Below are 17,799 nucleotides of genomic sequence, written 5' to 3'. Positions count from 1 at the left end.
GGTCCGTCATGGCATCACCGGACGAAACAGACCGGCTGCCGGCACGTCGGCACGCTCGGCCGCAGCCTGAGCAACGAGCTCAGCCGCCGTGTCGGAGCTCGCCACCGCGAGCGTCGCCTCCGGGTTCAGCATGTCCACGGGCCACGCGGGAAGCGGAAGCTCGGCGGGTTCATGCAGCAGCGATGCCGGGACCCCGAGCACCGGGGCAACCGCACGGGCATCGCCCAGCTCGGGGATCCCCCACACCGGGATGCCCAGAGCAGCTTCCGCCTCGCGGGCGGCCAGCGGGGATGCGGTCATCGTCCCGGAGGCGGCGACCACGTCGAAGCCGAAGTCCGTGAGGATGCTCACGCCCTGCACGGCTCCCATGGCATCAGAGGCGGCGAACACGACCGCATCGATCAGGTCGTGCAGGCGCTCGGACTGCAGCAGCCGGCGGTTGTCCTGCTGCAGCAGACCATCGGCGATCTCCACAAGGTTCACGCCGCATCCGCCGACGGTGAGATTGCCGATGAGCTGGGCCGTCACCTCCTCCAGCACGCTCGTCGGCTGACGAAAAGACGATGCGAGACCGGCATCGGTGAAGTCGAGCATCATGTGGGCGCCGGCATCGAGCATCACCCAGTAGTCGTTGCCGGAGCCGGTTCCGGTGACCTTCGTCACGCCGGGGCGGGCGCCGGCCCGCGCCAGTCCGTGAGCGAGGTGACGGATCGTGGTGGTCTTGCCCGCGTTCATCGCGGTGCCGAGGACAGCGATGGTTCGCGGTCGCTCCCCTGCGGTGTCGACCGTCGGCAGCCGGAAGTCCGCAACGTTGAGCGGCCGGCCCGCCTCGTCCCCGATCAGTCCGATCGGGACGATGTCGGTGGCGGCCCGGACGGCGCGGCTTCGCGTGTGCGCCTCGGAGGCGATGCCTCCGCTGGCCACGAGGTTGACCGGGCCCAGGTGACGCGGGACATAGGACTCGAACTGATCCGTGGCGTAGCGATCCGCGTAGGCCACGATGATCAGGTCGTCCACGTGCAGCGCACTCCGGCGACCGTGGGGCTGCTCGATGTGTCGATGATGTCCAAGCCGCGCGATACGCGCGAGCACGACGTCGCCGGGTCGTGGGCGAACGGCGCCGCCGACGAGCGTGCGCATCGATCGGGGCGGCACGCGTCGCACGGCGAACGATGATCGCGCCGCGGCGCGGAGCTCGGGTGCGAACTCCCTCACCCAGGTTTCACGCTGCACCGGACACCTCGCCCCTGGTACGCGTATGTGTGCAGGCGACACAGGACATACTTCTCCCCTCGTTCGGACTCGGGGAAACGCCAGGTGACGGCGGAGTCTATCTTTCGCCGCGACCCCGTCCTGCGATCGGAACGCGGGACGGAGAGGACGGCACTTGCACGACGACGATAATCCGTCTCAGACCCCGGAAGCGCGATATGGACATCTAGATGAGGGGAATCTCATTTAGGAAGGCGGCAGCACCGCCCGGGACGCGAGCAGTTCCCGCGTGAACGCATGCGCCGGTGCGGAGAAGATCTCAGTCGCCGTACCCTCTTCGACGACATGGCCGGCCCGCATCACCAGGATCCGGTCCGCGAGTTCCCCCACGACGGCGAGGTCATGGGAGACCAGTACCATGGCCGTCCCCTCATCCCGGAGCCGGCGCAGCACCGCCAGGATCCGCGAGGCCACGGACACGTCCAGGGCGGACAGCGGCTCATCCAGCAACAGCACGTCCGGCGCCACGGCGAGAGCACGCGCGATGGCTGCCCGCTGGAGCTGGCCTCCGGACAGTGTGCGGGGTCGCCGCCCGGCGAACGCGGGATCCAGTTCCACGCGCTCCAACAGCTCCGCGATGCGAGCGGCATGCTCTCGCCGGGGCACCCCTGCGGCCGCCAGCGCCTCGCCGATGGTGCGTCCGATCGTCCACGTGGGCAGGAAGGCACCGCGCGGATTCTGTGCGACGAGCTGGATCCGCGTGCGTCTGCTCCGGCGCGCCGACTCCGGGAGGGGCGACCATGCCGCCCCGTCGAGCGTCACGCGGCCCTCATCGGGCTGTTCCGCCCCCAGCAGCATCCGTACCAGCGTGGACTTGCCCGAACCGGACTCGCCGACGACACCGACGACCTCTGCGTTGTTCAGGCGGAGCGACACATCGCTTACCGCAGCCGTATGCGCGAACCGGCGGGTGAGGTTGTGCGCGCTCAGCAGCTCCCGGTCGCCGATCATCCGCCGCTCCGGTGCGCGACGGCGCGCTGACGTCAGCAGCTCGCGGGTATAGGGATGAGAGGGCGACGCGATCACACTCGCGGTGGCTCCGCTCTCGACCACGTGTCCGTCCCGCATCACCACGACACGATCCGCGATCGCGGACACGGCGGCGATGTCGTGGCTGACCAGCACCACCGCGCGTCCGTCATCCGCGAGCGAGCGCACCAGCTCGAGGACGCGACGCTGCACGGTGGCATCGAGGGCCGTGGTCGGCTCGTCGAGTGCGAGCACCGGGGGGTCCGCGGCCAGAGCGGACGCGATCAGGCTGCGCTGTCGCATGCCTCCCGACAGCTCATGGGGATACTGCGCAGCACGCAGGGCCGGTCGATCCACCGCGACGTCGGTGAGCAGCCCCACCGCGCGAGCACGTCGCGCCCGCCGGCGCAGGTCTGTGTGGATCGCCAGCGGTTCGGAGACCTCGTCGGCCACCCGTCGCAGCGGGTCGAGCGCGACGAGGGCGTCCTGGCCCACCAGGGCGATCCGCGACCCGCGAACGGCCCGCAGCTCCCGCTCCGAGGCTCCCGCGATGTCCACCCCGTCCACATCCATCCGTGCCGCGCTCACCTGCAGCGGCCGGGGAACGAGCCCCAGCAGCGCACGCAGCAGCAGCGATTTTCCGGCTCCGGACTCGCCGACGACGGCGACGCATTCCCCGGGGGCGACCTGGAGTTCGTCGACCCGGACGAGTTCGCGCGAGCGCTCGCCCGCGCCATCGGCGATGACAAGGCCCTGCAGGCGGATTCCGCTCATCGAAGGCCCTCCACTCGCTCACGCAGGGCCCGGCCGATGAGGCTCGCGCACACGACGGTCAGGGTGATCGCCAGGCCCGGAAACAGCGTGACCCACCACGCCCGCGCCAGCACGTTGCGTCCGCCGGCGAGCATCAGCCCCCACTCCGGCGCAGGCTCGCCAGCGCCGAGACCGAGGAAGCCAAGACCGGCCACGGCGAGGATCGTGCTTCCGATCCCGATCGTTGCGAGCACGGTGAGCCGACGCATGACGGCGGGCAGCACGTGACGCACGGAGACCGTAAGCGCCGGAAGGCCCAGCATGCGTGCCGCCTCCACATGTTCCTCCGCAGCGATGGCGCGCGTGTGACCGCGCGCGTACCGAACGTAGATCGGGATCACTGCCAGCGTCACCGCGACGGCCACGTTCCCCGCGCCCGGGCCGAGAAGGGCCACGACGACGAGGGCGACGAGGAACTCGGGAACAGCGAGAGCGAGATCGATCACGCGCATCACCACGGCGTCCACCGGGCGCGGTGCGCTTCCGATGAGCCACCCCAGCAGGGTGCCGATGACGAGTGCCACGATCACCGCGGAGACCCCCACGCCCAGCGACGACCTCGCACCGTGGACGACCCGCGCAAACACGTCACGTCCGCTCTGATCGGTTCCGAACAGGTGATCGGCGCTCGGCGGCAGGAGCCGGGAGCTCACGTCGGCAAGCAGCGGATCGGCCGTCGTGAAGAGCTGCGGCGCCACCGCCATGGCCACAAGGACGAGAAGGAAGACACCTGCAACGGCGAGGAGCGCGCGGCGGATCATGCGGCATCCTCCGCCGCGCGCGGGCGAGCCGAGCGTGCCCGCCGACGCGGGTCCAGGAGCGGAACGGCCAGGTCGGACAACAGCGAGACCACGACGAACACGGCGCAGCTCAGCAGCAGAACCCCGCTCAGCACGGGAGCGTCCCGGTCCATGATCGCCGCCAGCGTGACACGACCGAGGCCGGGGCGCGCGAACACGGTCTCCACGAGCACCGCGCCGCCGAGGAGCGAGCCGATCAGGTAGGCGACCATCGGCAGCGTCCCCACCGCGGCATGACGGAGCGTGTGGTGAGCGAACAGTCGCACGTCACCGGCGCCACGGGCGCGAACCGTCTCGGCGAACTCCGATCGCTCCGCCTGCTCCAGGCCGTCGCGCAGCAACTGGCCCAGCAGCGCTGCGGTGGGAAGGGCCAACGTGAGAGCGGGCAGCACGAGCGAGCCCGGGCGTGATCCCGAGACCGGGAACCAGCCGAGGCCGAACGCGAAGACCGAGAGCAGGATCAGTCCGATCCAGAACACCGGCATACCGAGCAGGACCTGCTCCACCGTGGCGGCCACCGCGCGGGTGCGGCGCGTGCGCGCCACGATCGCGACGATCAGCACCAGCGCCAGCGCGATTCCCAGCGCCGCGAGGGTGAGCTGGAGCGTGGCCCCGAGCTGCCGCCCGATCACCTCGGTGACCGGCAGCCGCAGCTGGAACGACTCGCCGAAGTCGCCGCGCAGCAAGCCGGCCAAGTAGTCCAGGTACTGCTGCGGCAGCGGACGGTCCAGGCCCAGTTGCTCGCGCAGGCGCTGCTTGACCTCTTCGGACACGTTCGCCTGCGGACCGAGCATGACGGCCACCGGATCGCCGGGGATCACCCGCATGAGCAGAAACGAGACCGTCGCGGCCACCCACAGCAGAAGCACTCCCCCGAACACGCCGATGGCGGCGCGACGGATCACTCCGTCGCGCCGCCGCCGCGGGGCCGTCCTGACCAACTCAGTCGATCGAGGCGTCGTAGAAGAGTGGGCGACCGTACAGGTCGAACGTCAGTCCTGATACCGACGGAGCACTCGCGCTGATGAGGGCAGGCACGTAGAGCGGCACGATCGCGACGTGCTGGGCGTTCCACTCCTGCAGTTCGGTGTAGACCGCGGCCCGCTCGGTCGGGTCGACCGTCTCGGCGCCCTTCGCGACGAGTGCGTCGACCGCCGGGTCGGACACCTGCGAGGCGTTCTGGAAACCGTCGGTCGCCAGATGCGAGCGCAGGTAGTCCGGGTCCACCCCCGAGAAGCCCCAGTCGGTGATGTCATAGGTCTTCGGGCCGTACTGCTCGTTGTAAGCACCGGGCTCGAGCGCTTCGCGAACCACCTCGAAGCCGATCTTCTTCAGATCCGACTGGATGGCGTTGCCGAGCGCCGTGCGGTCGTCGGGGATCGGAGTCCACGCGATCCAGCGGGCGCTGAGTCGCTTGCCGTCCTTGGTGCGGTATCCGTCGGCGTCCCGGCCGGTCCACCCGGCTTCGTCGAGGAGTGCCTCCGCCTTCTTCGGATCGAACGCCCACGTGCCCTCGATCGCCGCGTCGTACATCGGTGTGGTGGGGCCCAGCACGCTCCAGGCGCGCTCGAACTGGCCGTCGAAGATCGACTCGACAGCGCTGTCCACGTCGATCCCGAGCTCGAAAGCCTGACGGACCTTCTGATCGGCGAACACACCGTACTTCTCATTGAGGAACAGCGAGTACGGCATGCCCGGGTAGGCCTTGGTGTCCACGGTCAGGTCGGGGTTGAGCTCTGCGACCGAACTCGGGGGCAGCTCGCTCACCAGCTGAGCCTCTCCCGAGTTCGCCATTCCGGTGCGTACGGAGGGCTCGGGGACGAGGGAGACGCGCAGCGTCTGGACGGACGGCGTCTTCTGGCCCTGCGGCCCCCAGGCGTAGTCAGGATTCGCGGTGTACACGATCTCCTGATCAGCGGTGTACTCGCTCAGGACGTAGGGCCCCGTGCCCACGGTCACATCCGGACCCCCGGCCTTGAGCTTGTCGAGAGACTCGGTGAGCACACGGGGCGAGTAGAAACCGAGCAGCGGCGTGCTCGCAGCCTGCAGGAACGGCGCGTAGGGCTCGTGGAAGTCCACGCGAACGGTCGTGTCGTCGATGACGGTGGTTCCCGCGTAGTTCTCTCCGCCCAGCATGCTCGCAGCCTGCGCCGAAGCCGTGTCGGGGGCCACGATGCGATCGAAGTTCGCCTTCACCGCCGCGGCGTCGAACTTCTCGCCGTCCGTGAACGTGACGTCGTCACGCAGGGTGAACGTGTAGCTGCGTCCGTCCTCGGAGACCTCCCACGCGCTGGCGAGCCACGGCGAGAAGGAACCATCCGCGTTCTGGAAGACCAGGGAATCGAAGACGACGCGCTGCACCATGGCGGTCACATCCATCTGGCTCGTCTGCGGATCCATGTGTCCCTCGGACAGGGTGGCGCCGGCGATGGCCCAGGTGAGCTCACCCGAAGGGGCGGTCCCGTCGGCGGAGCCGGTCCCGCCCGATGCGGGCGCATCGGATCCGGCGCAGCCGGCGAGAACGATCGTCGCAGCGACGGTCAGAGACAGCGCGGCCAGCACTCGGCGGCCGACGGAACGAGCAGACATGCGGGATCCTCGGATTGCGGGTCAGGGATGCATCCAACCTACCGCATCCGCTACGGTTGTTGGACGCGGTGCAATTACCGCACCGGCCCTCCAGCGGCCGGACGTCGACGTGAGATCCTCCGCGACACGGTGCCGCGCCCGTTCGGGTCGGGCGCGGCACCCCTCCCGCTCGGTGTAGCGCAAGCATGAATCGTCGCCTCTCGCGCACGGCGGTTGCCACCGTCGCGATTCACGCAGTCCCCTGACCCCGGACCTCGACCCATTCCATTCCTTGTTTGTCCGATGCCGTCCCTAGACTGCCCGCATGGCTCGCACATCACGCCCTCTCCGCCCACCACAGGCTGCCGCTCCCGATCTCCCCGCCGAGTTCGAGCCCGGCCCCCAGCCGCGCCGTGGCATCACCGCGGAGGAGGTCGAGTGGGCCGACGCGCGCGGAGCATTCGACGCGCCGTACGCCGACCTCAGCGGCTCACGGTTCGCCGGAGGGACGATCGATCGCCTGGACGCAGCCCACGGCGGATTGCGCGACCTCGAGTTCGACACCGTTCAGATCGCGTCGCTTTCGCTGCGCGGCTCCCACCTTCGGCGCGTGCGGATTCGCTCCAGCCGCATCGGCAGTCTGGACCTCGCGGACGCCGAGATCTCCGAGTTGATCATCGAGGATTCCCGGGTCGACTACCTCAGCGCCGGGCGGGCCTCCGCCGCGGACGTCGAGGTGTCGCGTACTGTTTTCGGGTCGCTCGACGCGCCCGCCGCCTCGCTCACACGCGTACGGTTCGCCGATTCCCGCGTCGACGAACTCGACCTCCGTAAGACGCGCAACACCGACGTCGACCTGCGCGGTCTGGACATCGGGCACCATCTCGACCCGCGCGGGCTCGCCGGGGCGACGATCACCTCCCTCCAGGCCCAGCTCGCCGCGACTGCTCTCGCGACCGCTCTCGGCGTGTACGTGACGGACTGAGCGACGCACGAGCACGTAGACTGGTCTCTCCCAAACACTCAGGCACGCTCACACGGTGCCGCACATATCGCCTCTGGAGACCCCATGGCCGACGCGCAGATTCCCGACAAGCCCGCCCTCGAAGGTCTCGAGGCCAAGTGGTCCGAGCAGTGGGAGCAGACCGGTGTCTACCGGTTCGATCGCGGCGTGGCGTCCGCGCAGGGTCGCGCGTCCGTGTACTCCATCGACACCCCGCCGCCGACCGCTTCGGGCAGCCTCCACATCGGTCATGCGTTCTCGTTCACGCACACCGACATCAAGGCGCGCTTCGAGCGCATGCGCGGCAAGAGCGTGTTCTACCCGATGGGATGGGACGACAACGGACTTCCCACGGAGCGCCGCGTGCAGAACTACTACGGCGTGCGGTGTGACCCGTCGCTGCCGTACGACCCCGACTTCATTCCCCCATTCCGCGGCGGGGACAACAAGTCCTCCAAGGCTGCGGACCAGCAGCCGATCTCGCGCCGCAACTTCATCGAGCTGTGCGAAGAGCTGACCGTCGAGGACGAGAAGCAGTTCGAGGCGGTCTTCCGTCAGCTCGGTCTCTCCGTGGACTGGACGCAGACCTACCGGACGATCTCCGACGACACGATCCGCACCAGCCAGCTGGCGTTCCTGCGCAACCTGGAGCGCGGTGAGGCGTACCAGGACCTGGCGCCCACGCTGTGGGACATCGACTTCCGGTCGGCGATCGCACAGGCCGAGCTCGAAGACCGCGAGCAGCCGTCCGCCTACCACACGCTGGTCTTCCACGGCCCGAGCGGCGACGTCGAGATCGACACGACTCGACCGGAGCTGCTTGCAGCGTGCGTCGCGCTCGTAGCCCACCCCGACGACGAGCGCTACCAGCCGCTGTTCGGCAGCACCGTCACGAGCCCGGTGTTCGGCGTCGAAGTGCCCGTCCTCGCGCACCACCTGGCACAGCCTGACAAGGGCAAGGGCATCGCAATGGTCTGCACCTTCGGTGACGTGACCGACATCATCTGGTGGCGCGAGCTGGATCTGCCCAACCGCACCATCATCGGCAAGGACGGGCGCATCGTGGAGGAGCGGCCCGAGGCGATCACGTCCGAGGCCGGGATCGCCGCGTACGGCGAACTCGTCGGCAAGACGGTGTTCAGCGCCAAGAAGCAGATGGTGGAGCTGCTGCAGGCTTCGGGCGAGATGCTCGGCGATCCGCGGCCGTTCACCCACCCCGTGAAGTTCTTCGAGAAGGGCGACCGGCCGCTGGAGATCGTCTCCACCCGCCAGTGGTACATCCGAAACGGCGCCCGCGACCCGCAGTTGCGTGAGCGGCTCGTCGAGCTCGGTCGTGAGCTGAACTGGCACCCGGACTTCATGCGTGTGCGCTACGAGAACTGGGTTGGCGGCCTGACCGGAGACTGGCTGGTCTCGCGCCAGCGCTTCTTCGGCGTGCCGATTCCGGTGTGGTACGCCCTGGATGAGAACGGAGAACGGGACTACGGCCGGGTGCTCGTCCCCGATGTCGCGCAGCTGCCGATCGACCCGACCACGGATGTGCCCGCGGGGTACACCGAGGACCAGCGCGGCCAGGCCGGCGGCTTCGACGGCGAGATGGACATCTTCGACACCTGGGCGACGTCCTCGCTCACGCCCCAGCTGGCGGGTGGCTGGGAGCGCGACACCGAGCTCTGGGACCTGGTGTCCCCGTTCGATCTGCGACCGCAGGGCCAGGACATCATCCGCACGTGGCTGTTCTCCACGATGCTGCGCAGCACTCTTGAGGACGACCGCTCCCCCTGGACGGACGCTGCCATCTCGGGCTTCATCGTGGATCCGGACCGTAAGAAGATGTCCAAGTCCAAGGGCAACGTGGTCACCCCGGCCGACATCCTCACTCAGCACGGCACCGACGCCGTCCGCTACTGGGCAGCATCGAGCCGCCTCGGTGCCGACGCCGCGTTCGACCCGCAGAACCCGACGCAGGTGAAGATCGGCCGCCGCCTCGCCATCAAGGTCCTCAACGCGGCCAAGTTCGTGCTCTCCTTCGGCGACCCCGGCGACGCCGCCGTCACCGAGGCGCTCGATCTCAGCATGCTCGCCGGCCTCGACACCGTGATCGCCGATGCCACGCGCGCTCTGGACGAGTACGACCACGCTCGCGCGCTCGAGGTCACTGAGTCGTTCTTCTGGACGTTCTGCGACGACTACCTGGAACTGGTGAAGGAGCGCGCCTACGCGGGCGCCGCCACGGGCGCATCGGCCGTGGCGGCGCTGCGGATCGCGCTGTCGGCCCTGCTGCGACTGCTGGCACCCGTCATCTCGTTCGCCACCGAGGAATCCTGGTCCTGGTTCAACGAGGGATCCATCCACACCGCGCCGTGGCCCGTCCCGGGCGAGCGCGGTGGCGACACCGCCGTCCTCATCGCGGCGAGTGCGGCGCTGATCGGCATCCGCCGTGCGAAGACGGAGGCCAAGGCGTCCCAGAAGACGCCGGTGGCCCGCGCCATCGTCGCGGCGCCCGAGGCGGTGCGCGTCGCGCTGTCGAGTGCCGCCGTCGATCTCGCGGCGGTCGGCCGGATCGAGGACCTGCAGTTCGTCGATGGCGCGGAGCTCGCGGTCGTGGAGATCGAACTCGCTCCGACCCCGGAGGCATGATGCAGCTCGGCACCCGCTGGGCGGCAGGCACCGTCCCACCGCCCAGCGTGCCGGCCGCCCTGCGTGACGCGATCGCGCAGGCCGACGCAGACGCCCCCGCCGGGTCCCATTGGACGCTCACCTGGCTGGAGGGCCGGGCTGTGGCGGAACTCGACTCGGGTGTCGAGGTAGTTGAGCTCCCGGACGGCTCCGTGATCGGTCGCCCCTGGCAAGACTGATCCGCGAGAGTTCCCCTGTGGGCGAGAATCACCGCGTTGCGGCGGCTCTCGCCCACAGTCGCAATCGCCACGGACGCGAGTGCACTAGTTGCCGACGCCAGTCGGGTTGTCGCCGGTGCGAGCGGAGTTGTCGCCGGTGCGAGCGGAGTTGTCGCCGGTGCGAGCGGAGTGGTGGCCGTGACGAGGCCCGCGTCAGCGAGTGCCGAGGTAGCGCCAGGCCTCCGCGGCGGTCTCCCGATGCGCGTGGAGCGCGGATTCACGCCGGGCGCGAACCTCGACACGACGCGCGATCGCGCGCTGCACCGCGGCTGCAAGCGAGAGGATCCCGCGCTCACCGAGCGTCGCGCGATTCGTCCGCACCAGGGTCGGCGTGGTGAGCGGTCCGTACACCACGGGAATGATGGTGGTTCTGGGTGCGGCAACAGCGGTCATCAGTTCATCTCCTCGTTCGTCGTGGGGTGTTGCGGGTGGTTGTGACGCGACTCGGGCGCATCGTCCAGCACGAGCGGGAACACGTCGGTGCGCACCGAGTAGAGCACGCCTCCGGTCTCGCCGTTCTCTTTCGCCATCGCCTTGGCACGGGTGAGCACGGCTTCCAGTTCGTCGCGAAGTACCGCGAACTGCTCCAGCGTGAGGCGCATGTTCGAGGTCGCCAGAGTCGCGTCACGATCCGAGAAGTCCGCGCCGCCCCGGGTGCTCGCGCGGAGGAAGTCCATGAGCTGCGCGTTGCGACGCCGGAACATCTCCGTCGTCAGGATCTCCGCGGCAGCGCGCCCGGCGGGGGAAGTCGCCTCGGTGGCGATGTCCAGGCGGAGTCCGTCGGGATCCACGTCCCACCAACGCTCGCGAGCACTGCCGCGATCCGGGACCTCGACGACGATGCCGTGCTTGGCCAACGCTCGCAGGTGATAGCTGGTGGCGCCGGAGGACTCCCCCACCAGTCGCCCGAGGCTGCTCGCCGTCTGCGGCCCTCGCTGCCCGAGGATGTCGATGATCTCCACCCGCAGCGGGTGCGACAGCGCACGCATGGCCGCGCTCGACAGCGGCGCGATCTCCCGCCGTTCGGCGCCCTCATTGTTGCTCATAGTGCAAAGATATCTTTGCAAGTTCTTCTTTGCAAGCAGTTCTTTGCAATGACTTCTTTGGAACTGCACGCTCCTTGCTGGCCCGCGGCAACTCCGTCTGCGTGCGCGAGAATGCCAGCGTTGCGCCGATCGTCGCCCGCAGACGACGTCTCGCGGCACGGCGTCCAGCACCGCCGCAGCCTGTCGAGCACGGGCGGGGGCGCGCGTGCAGCGGCAAACGCGAGAGTGCGCGGATAGGGTGGCAGGATGACCGTCGACGCCAATCCCCTGCTCGTTCCGTCATCCCTCCCCTACGAAGTTCCGCCATACGACCGCATCCGGCCGGAGCACTACCTGCCGGCGTTCGAGGCGGCGTTCGCGCAGCATCGGGGCGAGATCGACGCGATCACACGGGTGCGCTCGATGCCGACGTTCGAGAACACGCTCGTGGCGCTGGAGCGCAGCGGCGGGATGCTGCGCCGGATTGCCAACGCCTTCTTCACCGTGAGCTCCGCGGATGCGACAGACGAGATCCAGGCGATCGAGGAGACGCTGGCACCGTTGATGTCGGCGCACTTCGACGCGATCACCCTCGACGCGCACCTGTACCAGCGCATCAGCACGCTGTGGGAGCAGCGCGAGTCGCTCGGCCTCACCGGCGAAGACGCCTACCTCCTGGAGCGGCGCTATCGCACGATGACGCACGCCGGTGCTGCTCTCGACGACGCCGCGAAGGCGGACCTGACGGCCCTGAACGCACGCTTGTCGGTCCTGACCACGCAGTTCGAGAAGAACCTGCTCGCCGACACGAACGATCTCGCCGTTCACTTCGACGATGCCGCAGATCTGGACGGCCTCACCGACGCGGAACTCGCAGCGCTGAAGGCCGCTGCCGACGAGCGCGGCCGGCCGGGCTACCTTCTGACCCTCATGAACTTCACCGGGCACCCGTCGCTCGCCGTGCTCACCGACCCGCAGACGCGCCGTCGCATCATGGCCGCGTCTCGTTCGCGCGGTCACCGTGGCAACGCGTGGGACAACGCGGATCTCGTGCTGGAGATCGTGCGATTGCGTGCCCGCCGTGCGGAGCTGCTGGGGTATCCGAATCACGCTGCCTACGTCACCGCCGACGAGACGGCCGGCTCTCCCGAGGCGGTCACTGCCATGCTGCGGCGGCTGGCACCGGCAGCGGCTCGCAACGCACGTGCGGAGCGTGAGCTGTTGCAGCAGATGCTGGATGCGTCCGAGGCAGCCCGGCCACTCGAAGCCTCGGACTGGGCGTTCTACACCGAGAAGGTCCGCGCAGCTGAGTATGACGTCGACACGGCCGCACTGCGCCCGTGGTTCGAGGCCACCCGCGTGCTGCAGGACGGCGTGTTCTACGCCGCCACCCGTGCATACGGCGTCACGTTCCACGAACGCGATGATCTTCCGACCTATCACCCCGACGTGCGGGTCTTCGAAGTCCGCGACGACGACGGGACGGTGGTGGGCCTCTACGCACTCGACCTCTTCACCCGCGACACCAAGCGCGGCGGCGCCTGGATGAATCCGATCGTCGAGCAGAGCGATCTCGAAGGCACCCTCCCGGTCGTGATGAACAACCTCAACGTCCCGAAGCCCACCGAGGGGCCCACTCTGCTCACCTTCGATGAAGTGTCGACGCTCTTCCACGAGTTCGGCCATGCGCTGCACGGCCTGTTCGCGCGAACGCGGTACCCGATGTTCTCGGGCACGAACGTGTTCCGCGACTTCGTCGAGTTTCCGAGCCAGGTCAACGAGATGTGGATGCTGTGGCCCGAGGTGCTCGACAACTACGCCCGTCACGTCGAGACGGGTGAGCCGATCGATCGGAGCGTCATCGATCGCCTGAACGCGGCCGAGACGTTCAACCAGGGCTTCCAGACCTCCGAGTATCTTGCCGCGGCCTGGCTCGACTTCGCCTGGCACTCGCTGAGTTCAGCGGAGGCCGAGATGGTCGACAGCATCGACGCGTTCGAGGCTGCGGCGCTCGCTGAGATCGGGCTGGCCTCGGACACGGTGCCGACACGCTACTCGACGGCGTACTTCTCACACGTGTTCGCGGGGGGCTACTCAGCCGGATACTACTCGTACATCTGGTCCGAGGTCATGGACGCCGACACCGTGGAGTGGTTCGCAGACAACGGCGGTCTGAGCCGCGCAGGCGGTGACCGCTTCCGGGAGCGCCTGCTGGGAGTCGGCGGCGCGAAAGATCCTCGCGAGGCGTACCGCGACTTCCGGGGCCGCGATCCGCAGATCGGCCCGCTGCTCGCGCGACGGGGGCTTGTGGACTGAGGCTTCCGCGGCGGCCGCGCATCCCGTAATGTCGGGCGCTGAGAAAGGACGACGATGACCCTGCTGCCCGCTTCGCGCGAACCGTTCACCGCCCCCACGATCGTGGAGGTCTCCGAGATCGCCACCGCAGTGATCCGCTTCCGCGGCATCACCATGGCGGCGCTGTCATCGATCTATGACGGCGCGTTCGGAGCGCTCCGCCAGGCGATCGCCGAAGGCGCGATGACGCCGAACGGAGCCCCGTTCGGCCGGTACATCGGCGACCCGCACGGCGAGTTCGATCTCGAGGTGGGATTCCCCGTCGAAGGTATGCCCACGATCTACACGACCGGCGATCTCACGGTGACCACCGGGGCGATTCCCGCTGCCCGGACGGCGATCCTGTCCGCGATCGGTCCCTTCGACCACCTCCCGTCAGCCTGGACGACGCTCACCGACTTCGCGTCCGCGCAGGGGCAGACGCGCGGAGACTGGACAGAGGTGTACGTCAGTGACCCGTCGGCGACCCCCGCCGAGGAGTTGCGCACGGACCTGATGCTGCCGCTGCGCTGAGCCGGGCGGCGATCCCAGCCGGTGCCGGCGGACAACGTCGCGCAGGTTGGCCGGACGGGCCGCCAATACAGCCGCAGCGGCGCGGGAACCCGACGCTGACGCTCCGCCGCTGATCGGAAACGACCGGCGCAGGCAACCTCCAGCCGACCGCACCAGCACGGGAACCGGAGCTGCGAGATCAGCTACCGCGGGCGAACAACTCTCACCGGGTGCCCCGGCGGCCCGCCCGCCGACCGCGCCGGCGCGGGAACCGGACGTGCGAAACTCAGCCCATGCGGGCGAAGTATGCGAACAATGAGTTCAGGAGCTGCGCGTCGGCGCACCCGAAGACGACCGAAGAGCTGTCCCGGAAGAAGGCGAGCACCACTCCGGGGCCACCGAAGAACTCGACCCCGCCGTAGAGGTCGGCAACGATTCCCCGAGCGGGGAGGAAGTCCCGCAGCCGACCCCATCCCTCACGGTCGATAGCGAGGAACTCTTCGCTCCAGTCTTCATATGCGTAGAGCCGCTGCAGATGCGCCTGGGCGGTCAGGAAGGTGCTCACGCAATCGCCCGTGGGTTCCCATTCCCCGTCGCGGAGGACCTGAACCGCCGGATCGTCCTCGACGCAGTCGGCGGCGAGGACGCCCCACTGCAGGGCCAGCTGATTCTCGACGTAGAAGACGAGCACGTCGGTGGCGTCGTCGCCGTCGATCCGGTACACGGTGCCGGGCGTGTTCGCTGGGGCGACAAGCTGATCCTGCGTATGGTTCATTCCGACGTGAGCGCCGAGTGTCGTGTAGTACTCGCGCAGCGCAGCCGGGACGGCACCGAAGCGACGCAGCCAGTCGTCGAGGACGTCGCCCGGGTAACCGATTCGCGCCGTGGACTCGATCTCCCAGAGCGCGCGAATCGCCGCGTAGCGCTCGCTCATGCGCTCTTGCGGTTCTCCTTGAGGATCACAGTGGGAGCGTCGCCATCGTCGACGGCTGCACGCGTCACGATCACCTTGGCGACATCATCGGCGGAGGGGATCTCGAACATGATCGGCCCGAGCACGTCTTCGAGGATCGCGCGGAGGCCGCGAGCTCCGGTCTTCCGTTCGACGGCGAGGTCGGCGATCGCGCGCAGCGCATCGTCGTCGAAATCGAGTTCCACACCGTCCAGCTCGAACATGCGCTGATACTGCTTGACCAGAGCGTTGCGCGGAACGGTGAGGATCTCCATCAACGCCTCCTGGTCGAGGGGCGACACCGATGCCACGACGGGCAGACGACCAATGAACTCCGGGATCAGACCGAACTTGTGCAGGTCCTCGGGCAGGACGTCCGCGAAGATGTCCTGGGTCGCGCTCTTGTCGTGCAGCGGTGCACCGAAGCCGACGCCGTGCTTGCCCACACGAGCGGACACGATGTCTTCCAGTCCCGCGAAGGCTCCCGCCACGATGAACAGCACATTGGTGGTGTCGATCTGGATGAACTCCTGGTGCGGATGCTTGCGACCGCCCTGCGGGGGCACCGACGCCACGGTGCCTTCGAGGATCTTCAGCAGAGCCTGCTGCACACCCTCGCCCGACACGTCACGCGTGATGGAGGGGTTCTCAGCCTTGCGGGCGATCTTGTCGACTTCGTCGATGTAGATGATCCCGGTCTCAGCCCGCTTGACGTCGTAGTCAGCCGCCTGGATGAGCTTGAGGAGGATGTTCTCCACATCCTCGCCCACGTAGCCCGCCTCCGTCAGCGCGGTGGCGTCCGCGACCGCGAACGGCACGTTGAGCCGCTTGGCAAGCGTCTGGGCGAGATAGGTCTTCCCGCAACCGGTGGGGCCGATCATCAGGATGTTGCTCTTGGCGATCTCGATGTCGTCGGCCTTCTGCTCGGCCGGCTGGAGGGCGCTGCGGGCGCGAACGCGCTTGTAGTGGTTGTACACGGCCACCGAGAGCGCACGCTTGGCCTGCAGCTGGCCGATGACGTACTCATCGAGGAACGAGAAGATCTCACGAGGCTTGGGCAAGTCGAACTCGGCGACGGTGCCGGAGGCCGACTCCGCCATCCGCTCCTCGATGATTTCGTTGCACAGCTCCACGCACTCGTCGCAGATGTAGACGCCGGGTCCGGCGATCAGCTGTTGCACCTGCTTCTGGCTCTTTCCGCAGAACGAGCACTTGAAGACATCGGCGCTTTCACCGATCCGTGCCATGTCGCCTCCCTGATCAACGATTGCTTCGAGCCTAACCGCACCCTCGGACATCCGAGGGGATATCCGACATGAAACGACGGATGCCCGGCCACACGGGCCGGGCATCCGTGGTGACTCACTTGGTGAGTGCGGGCGTCGTGCGCTTGCGCGACGTCAGGACCTGGTCGACGATGCCGTACTCCAGCGCCTGCTGGGCGGAGAGGATCTTGTCGCGGTCGATGTCCTTGTGCACCTCGGCAGCCGGACGGCCGGTGTGGCGCGCCATCGTCTCCTCGAGCCACGTGCGCATGCGGAGGATCTCCGCGGCCTGGATCTCGATGTCCGATGCCTGGCCGTGTCCGGCTTCGCCGACGGCGGGCTGGTGCATCAGCACGCGGGCGTTCGGCAGTGCCAGACGCTTGCCGGGCGTTCCGGCAGCGAGGAGCACGGAGGCCGCGGATGCCGCCTGACCGAGCACCACCGTCTGGATGTCGGGGGCCACGTACTGCATGGTGTCGTAGATCGCCGTCATCGCGGTGAACGAGCCACCGGGCGAGTTGATGTACATCGTGATGTCGCGGTCCGCGTCCTGGCTCTCCAGCACGAGCAGCTGCGCCATGACGTCGTCGGCGGAGGCATCGTCCACCTGCACGCCGAGGAAGATCACGCGGTCTTCGAACAGCTTGTTGTAGGGGTCCTGGCGCTTGTAGCCGTACGCCGTGCGCTCCTCGTACTGCGGGAGGATGTAGCGCGAGGACGGCATTGCCACGCCCTGCGGGAGGCCGAAGGTCGGCATGTTCATAGGAGTGTTCCTTCTCTCGGTCTCAGGCCTGGGTTCCGCCGCCGCCGTGCACGTCGGTGGCGTGCTCACGGATGTGGTCGACGAAGCCGTACTCCAGTGCTTCCTCGGCGGTGAACCAGCGGTCGCGGTCGCCGTCCTCGTTGATCTGCTCGACGGACTTGCCGGTCTGAGCTGCGGTGATCTCGGCGAGGCGGTTCTTCATCGAGATGATGAGCTGCGCCTGCGTCTGAATGTCGCTGGCCGTGCCACCGAAGCCGCCGTGCGGCTGGTGCAGCAGCACGCGGGCGTTCGGGGTGATGTACCGCTTGCCTTTGGTGCCGCTGGTGAGCAGCAGCTGGCCCATCGACGCGGCCATGCCGATACCGACGGTGACGATGTCGTTGGGCACGAACTGCATCGTGTCGTAGATCGCCATGCCCGCGGTGATCGAGCCGCCGGGCGAGTTGATGTAGAGGTAGATGTCCTTGTTCGGGTCCTCGGCCGCGAGCAGCAGGATCTTGGCGCAGATCTCGTTGGCGTTCTCGTCGCGGACTTCGGCGCCGAGCCAGATGATGCGGTCCTTCAGCAACCGGTCGAAGACGCTGGTCGCCATGAGGGGTTCAGCCATGAGTGCTCCCGTTTCGTG

General features: G+C 68.2%; 16 protein-coding genes. 5 read left to right on the top strand and 11 right to left on the bottom strand.

The window, feature by feature from the left end; translation table 11 throughout:
* Positions 1-6: 6 nt before the first annotated feature.
* The 5 genes from LQ566_RS02450 to LQ566_RS02430 all read right to left on the bottom strand — a co-directional run bounded on the left by LQ566_RS02450 (position 7) and on the right by LQ566_RS02430 (position 6,443).
* Complete coding sequence (locus LQ566_RS02450) at positions 7-1,233, bottom strand: P-loop NTPase family protein (protein ID WP_231089969.1); 1,227 nt, start codon at positions 1,231-1,233, stop codon at positions 7-9.
* A gap of 225 nt (positions 1,234-1,458) precedes the next feature.
* A complete protein-coding gene (locus LQ566_RS02445) occupies positions 1,459-3,015 on the bottom strand; it encodes an ATP-binding cassette domain-containing protein (protein WP_231089968.1) in 1,557 nt (518 codons plus the stop codon).
* Entirely contained in the window at positions 3,012-3,815 is an 804-nt protein-coding gene (locus LQ566_RS02440) for an ABC transporter permease (RefSeq protein WP_231089967.1), read from the bottom strand. The genes LQ566_RS02445 and LQ566_RS02440 overlap by 4 nt, the downstream gene beginning before the upstream one ends.
* The gene (locus LQ566_RS02435) at positions 3,812-4,759 is read right to left on the bottom strand and encodes an ABC transporter permease (protein WP_231089966.1); all 948 of its coding nucleotides are present in this window, start codon (positions 4,757-4,759) and stop codon (positions 3,812-3,814) included. The genes LQ566_RS02440 and LQ566_RS02435 overlap by 4 nt, the downstream gene beginning before the upstream one ends.
* A 37-nt stretch (positions 4,760-4,796) precedes the next feature.
* Positions 4,797-6,443 carry an ABC transporter substrate-binding protein gene (locus LQ566_RS02430; RefSeq protein WP_231089965.1) on the bottom strand — a complete coding sequence of 549 codons (1,647 nt, stop codon included), beginning with the start codon at positions 6,441-6,443 and terminating at the stop codon, positions 4,797-4,799.
* Positions 6,444-6,747: 304 nt separating this feature from the next.
* On the opposite strand from LQ566_RS02430, the gene LQ566_RS02425 reads away from it, so the two are divergent.
* The 3 genes from LQ566_RS02425 (at position 6,748) to LQ566_RS02415 (ending at position 10,283) form a co-directional block, all read left to right on the top strand.
* Positions 6,748-7,407 (top strand): pentapeptide repeat-containing protein, encoded by a 660-nt coding sequence (locus LQ566_RS02425; RefSeq protein WP_231089964.1) that lies wholly within the window; start codon positions 6,748-6,750, stop codon positions 7,405-7,407.
* An 84-nt stretch (positions 7,408-7,491) separates the two neighbouring features.
* The gene (gene valS / locus LQ566_RS02420; protein WP_231089963.1) at positions 7,492-10,065 is read left to right on the top strand and encodes a valine--tRNA ligase; all 2,574 of its coding nucleotides are present in this window, start codon (positions 7,492-7,494) and stop codon (positions 10,063-10,065) included.
* Positions 10,065-10,283 (top strand): hypothetical protein, encoded by a 219-nt coding sequence (locus LQ566_RS02415; RefSeq protein WP_231089962.1) that lies wholly within the window; start codon positions 10,065-10,067, stop codon positions 10,281-10,283. Before valS ends, LQ566_RS02415 begins: the two co-directional genes overlap by 1 nt.
* A 192-nt stretch (positions 10,284-10,475) precedes the next feature.
* On the opposite strand, the gene LQ566_RS02410 is transcribed toward LQ566_RS02415, so the two are convergent.
* Together LQ566_RS02410 and LQ566_RS02405 are read right to left on the bottom strand one after the other, a co-directional pair.
* Positions 10,476-10,715 carry a hypothetical protein gene (locus LQ566_RS02410; RefSeq protein ID WP_231089961.1) on the bottom strand — a complete coding sequence of 80 codons (240 nt, stop codon included), beginning with the start codon at positions 10,713-10,715 and terminating at the stop codon, positions 10,476-10,478.
* Positions 10,715-11,368 (bottom strand): ArsR/SmtB family transcription factor, encoded by a 654-nt coding sequence (locus LQ566_RS02405; protein ID WP_231089960.1) that lies wholly within the window; start codon positions 11,366-11,368, stop codon positions 10,715-10,717. The genes LQ566_RS02410 and LQ566_RS02405 overlap by 1 nt, the downstream gene beginning before the upstream one ends.
* Positions 11,369-11,614: 246 nt before the next feature.
* On the opposite strand from LQ566_RS02405, the gene LQ566_RS02400 reads away from it, so the two are divergent.
* Positions 11,615-13,663, top strand: coding sequence for a M3 family metallopeptidase (locus LQ566_RS02400; RefSeq protein ID WP_231089959.1), 2,049 nt, complete (start codon positions 11,615-11,617; stop codon positions 13,661-13,663).
* A 54-nt stretch (positions 13,664-13,717) separates the two neighbouring features.
* On the top strand, positions 13,718-14,215 hold the full coding sequence (locus tag LQ566_RS02395) for a GyrI-like domain-containing protein (RefSeq protein ID WP_231089958.1): 498 nt from the start codon (positions 13,718-13,720) through the stop codon (positions 14,213-14,215).
* A gap of 265 nt (positions 14,216-14,480) precedes the next feature.
* Here LQ566_RS02395 and LQ566_RS02390 read toward each other — a convergent pair whose 3' ends face one another.
* From LQ566_RS02390 to LQ566_RS02375, 4 genes are all read right to left on the bottom strand, one after another.
* A complete protein-coding gene (locus LQ566_RS02390) occupies positions 14,481-15,128 on the bottom strand; it encodes a hypothetical protein (RefSeq protein WP_231089957.1) in 648 nt (215 codons plus the stop codon).
* On the bottom strand, positions 15,125-16,393 hold the full coding sequence (clpX, locus tag LQ566_RS02385) for an ATP-dependent Clp protease ATP-binding subunit ClpX (protein WP_231089956.1): 1,269 nt from the start codon (positions 16,391-16,393) through the stop codon (positions 15,125-15,127). Before clpX ends, LQ566_RS02390 begins: the two co-directional genes overlap by 4 nt.
* A gap of 115 nt (positions 16,394-16,508) precedes the next feature.
* Positions 16,509-17,174 (bottom strand): ATP-dependent Clp protease proteolytic subunit, encoded by a 666-nt coding sequence (locus LQ566_RS02380; protein ID WP_231089955.1) that lies wholly within the window; start codon positions 17,172-17,174, stop codon positions 16,509-16,511.
* Between the two features lie 22 nt (positions 17,175-17,196).
* Positions 17,197-17,781 carry an ATP-dependent Clp protease proteolytic subunit gene (locus tag LQ566_RS02375; RefSeq protein WP_231089954.1) on the bottom strand — a complete coding sequence of 195 codons (585 nt, stop codon included), beginning with the start codon at positions 17,779-17,781 and terminating at the stop codon, positions 17,197-17,199.
* Between the last annotated feature and the right edge of the window lie 18 nt (positions 17,782-17,799).

The organism is Microbacterium nymphoidis (assembly GCF_021044885.1).
GTDB lineage: Bacteria > Actinomycetota > Actinomycetes > Actinomycetales > Microbacteriaceae > Microbacterium > Microbacterium nymphoidis.
The sequence above is the reverse complement of the archived record's forward strand: the minus strand, read 5'-3'. Positions and strand labels throughout refer to the sequence as shown.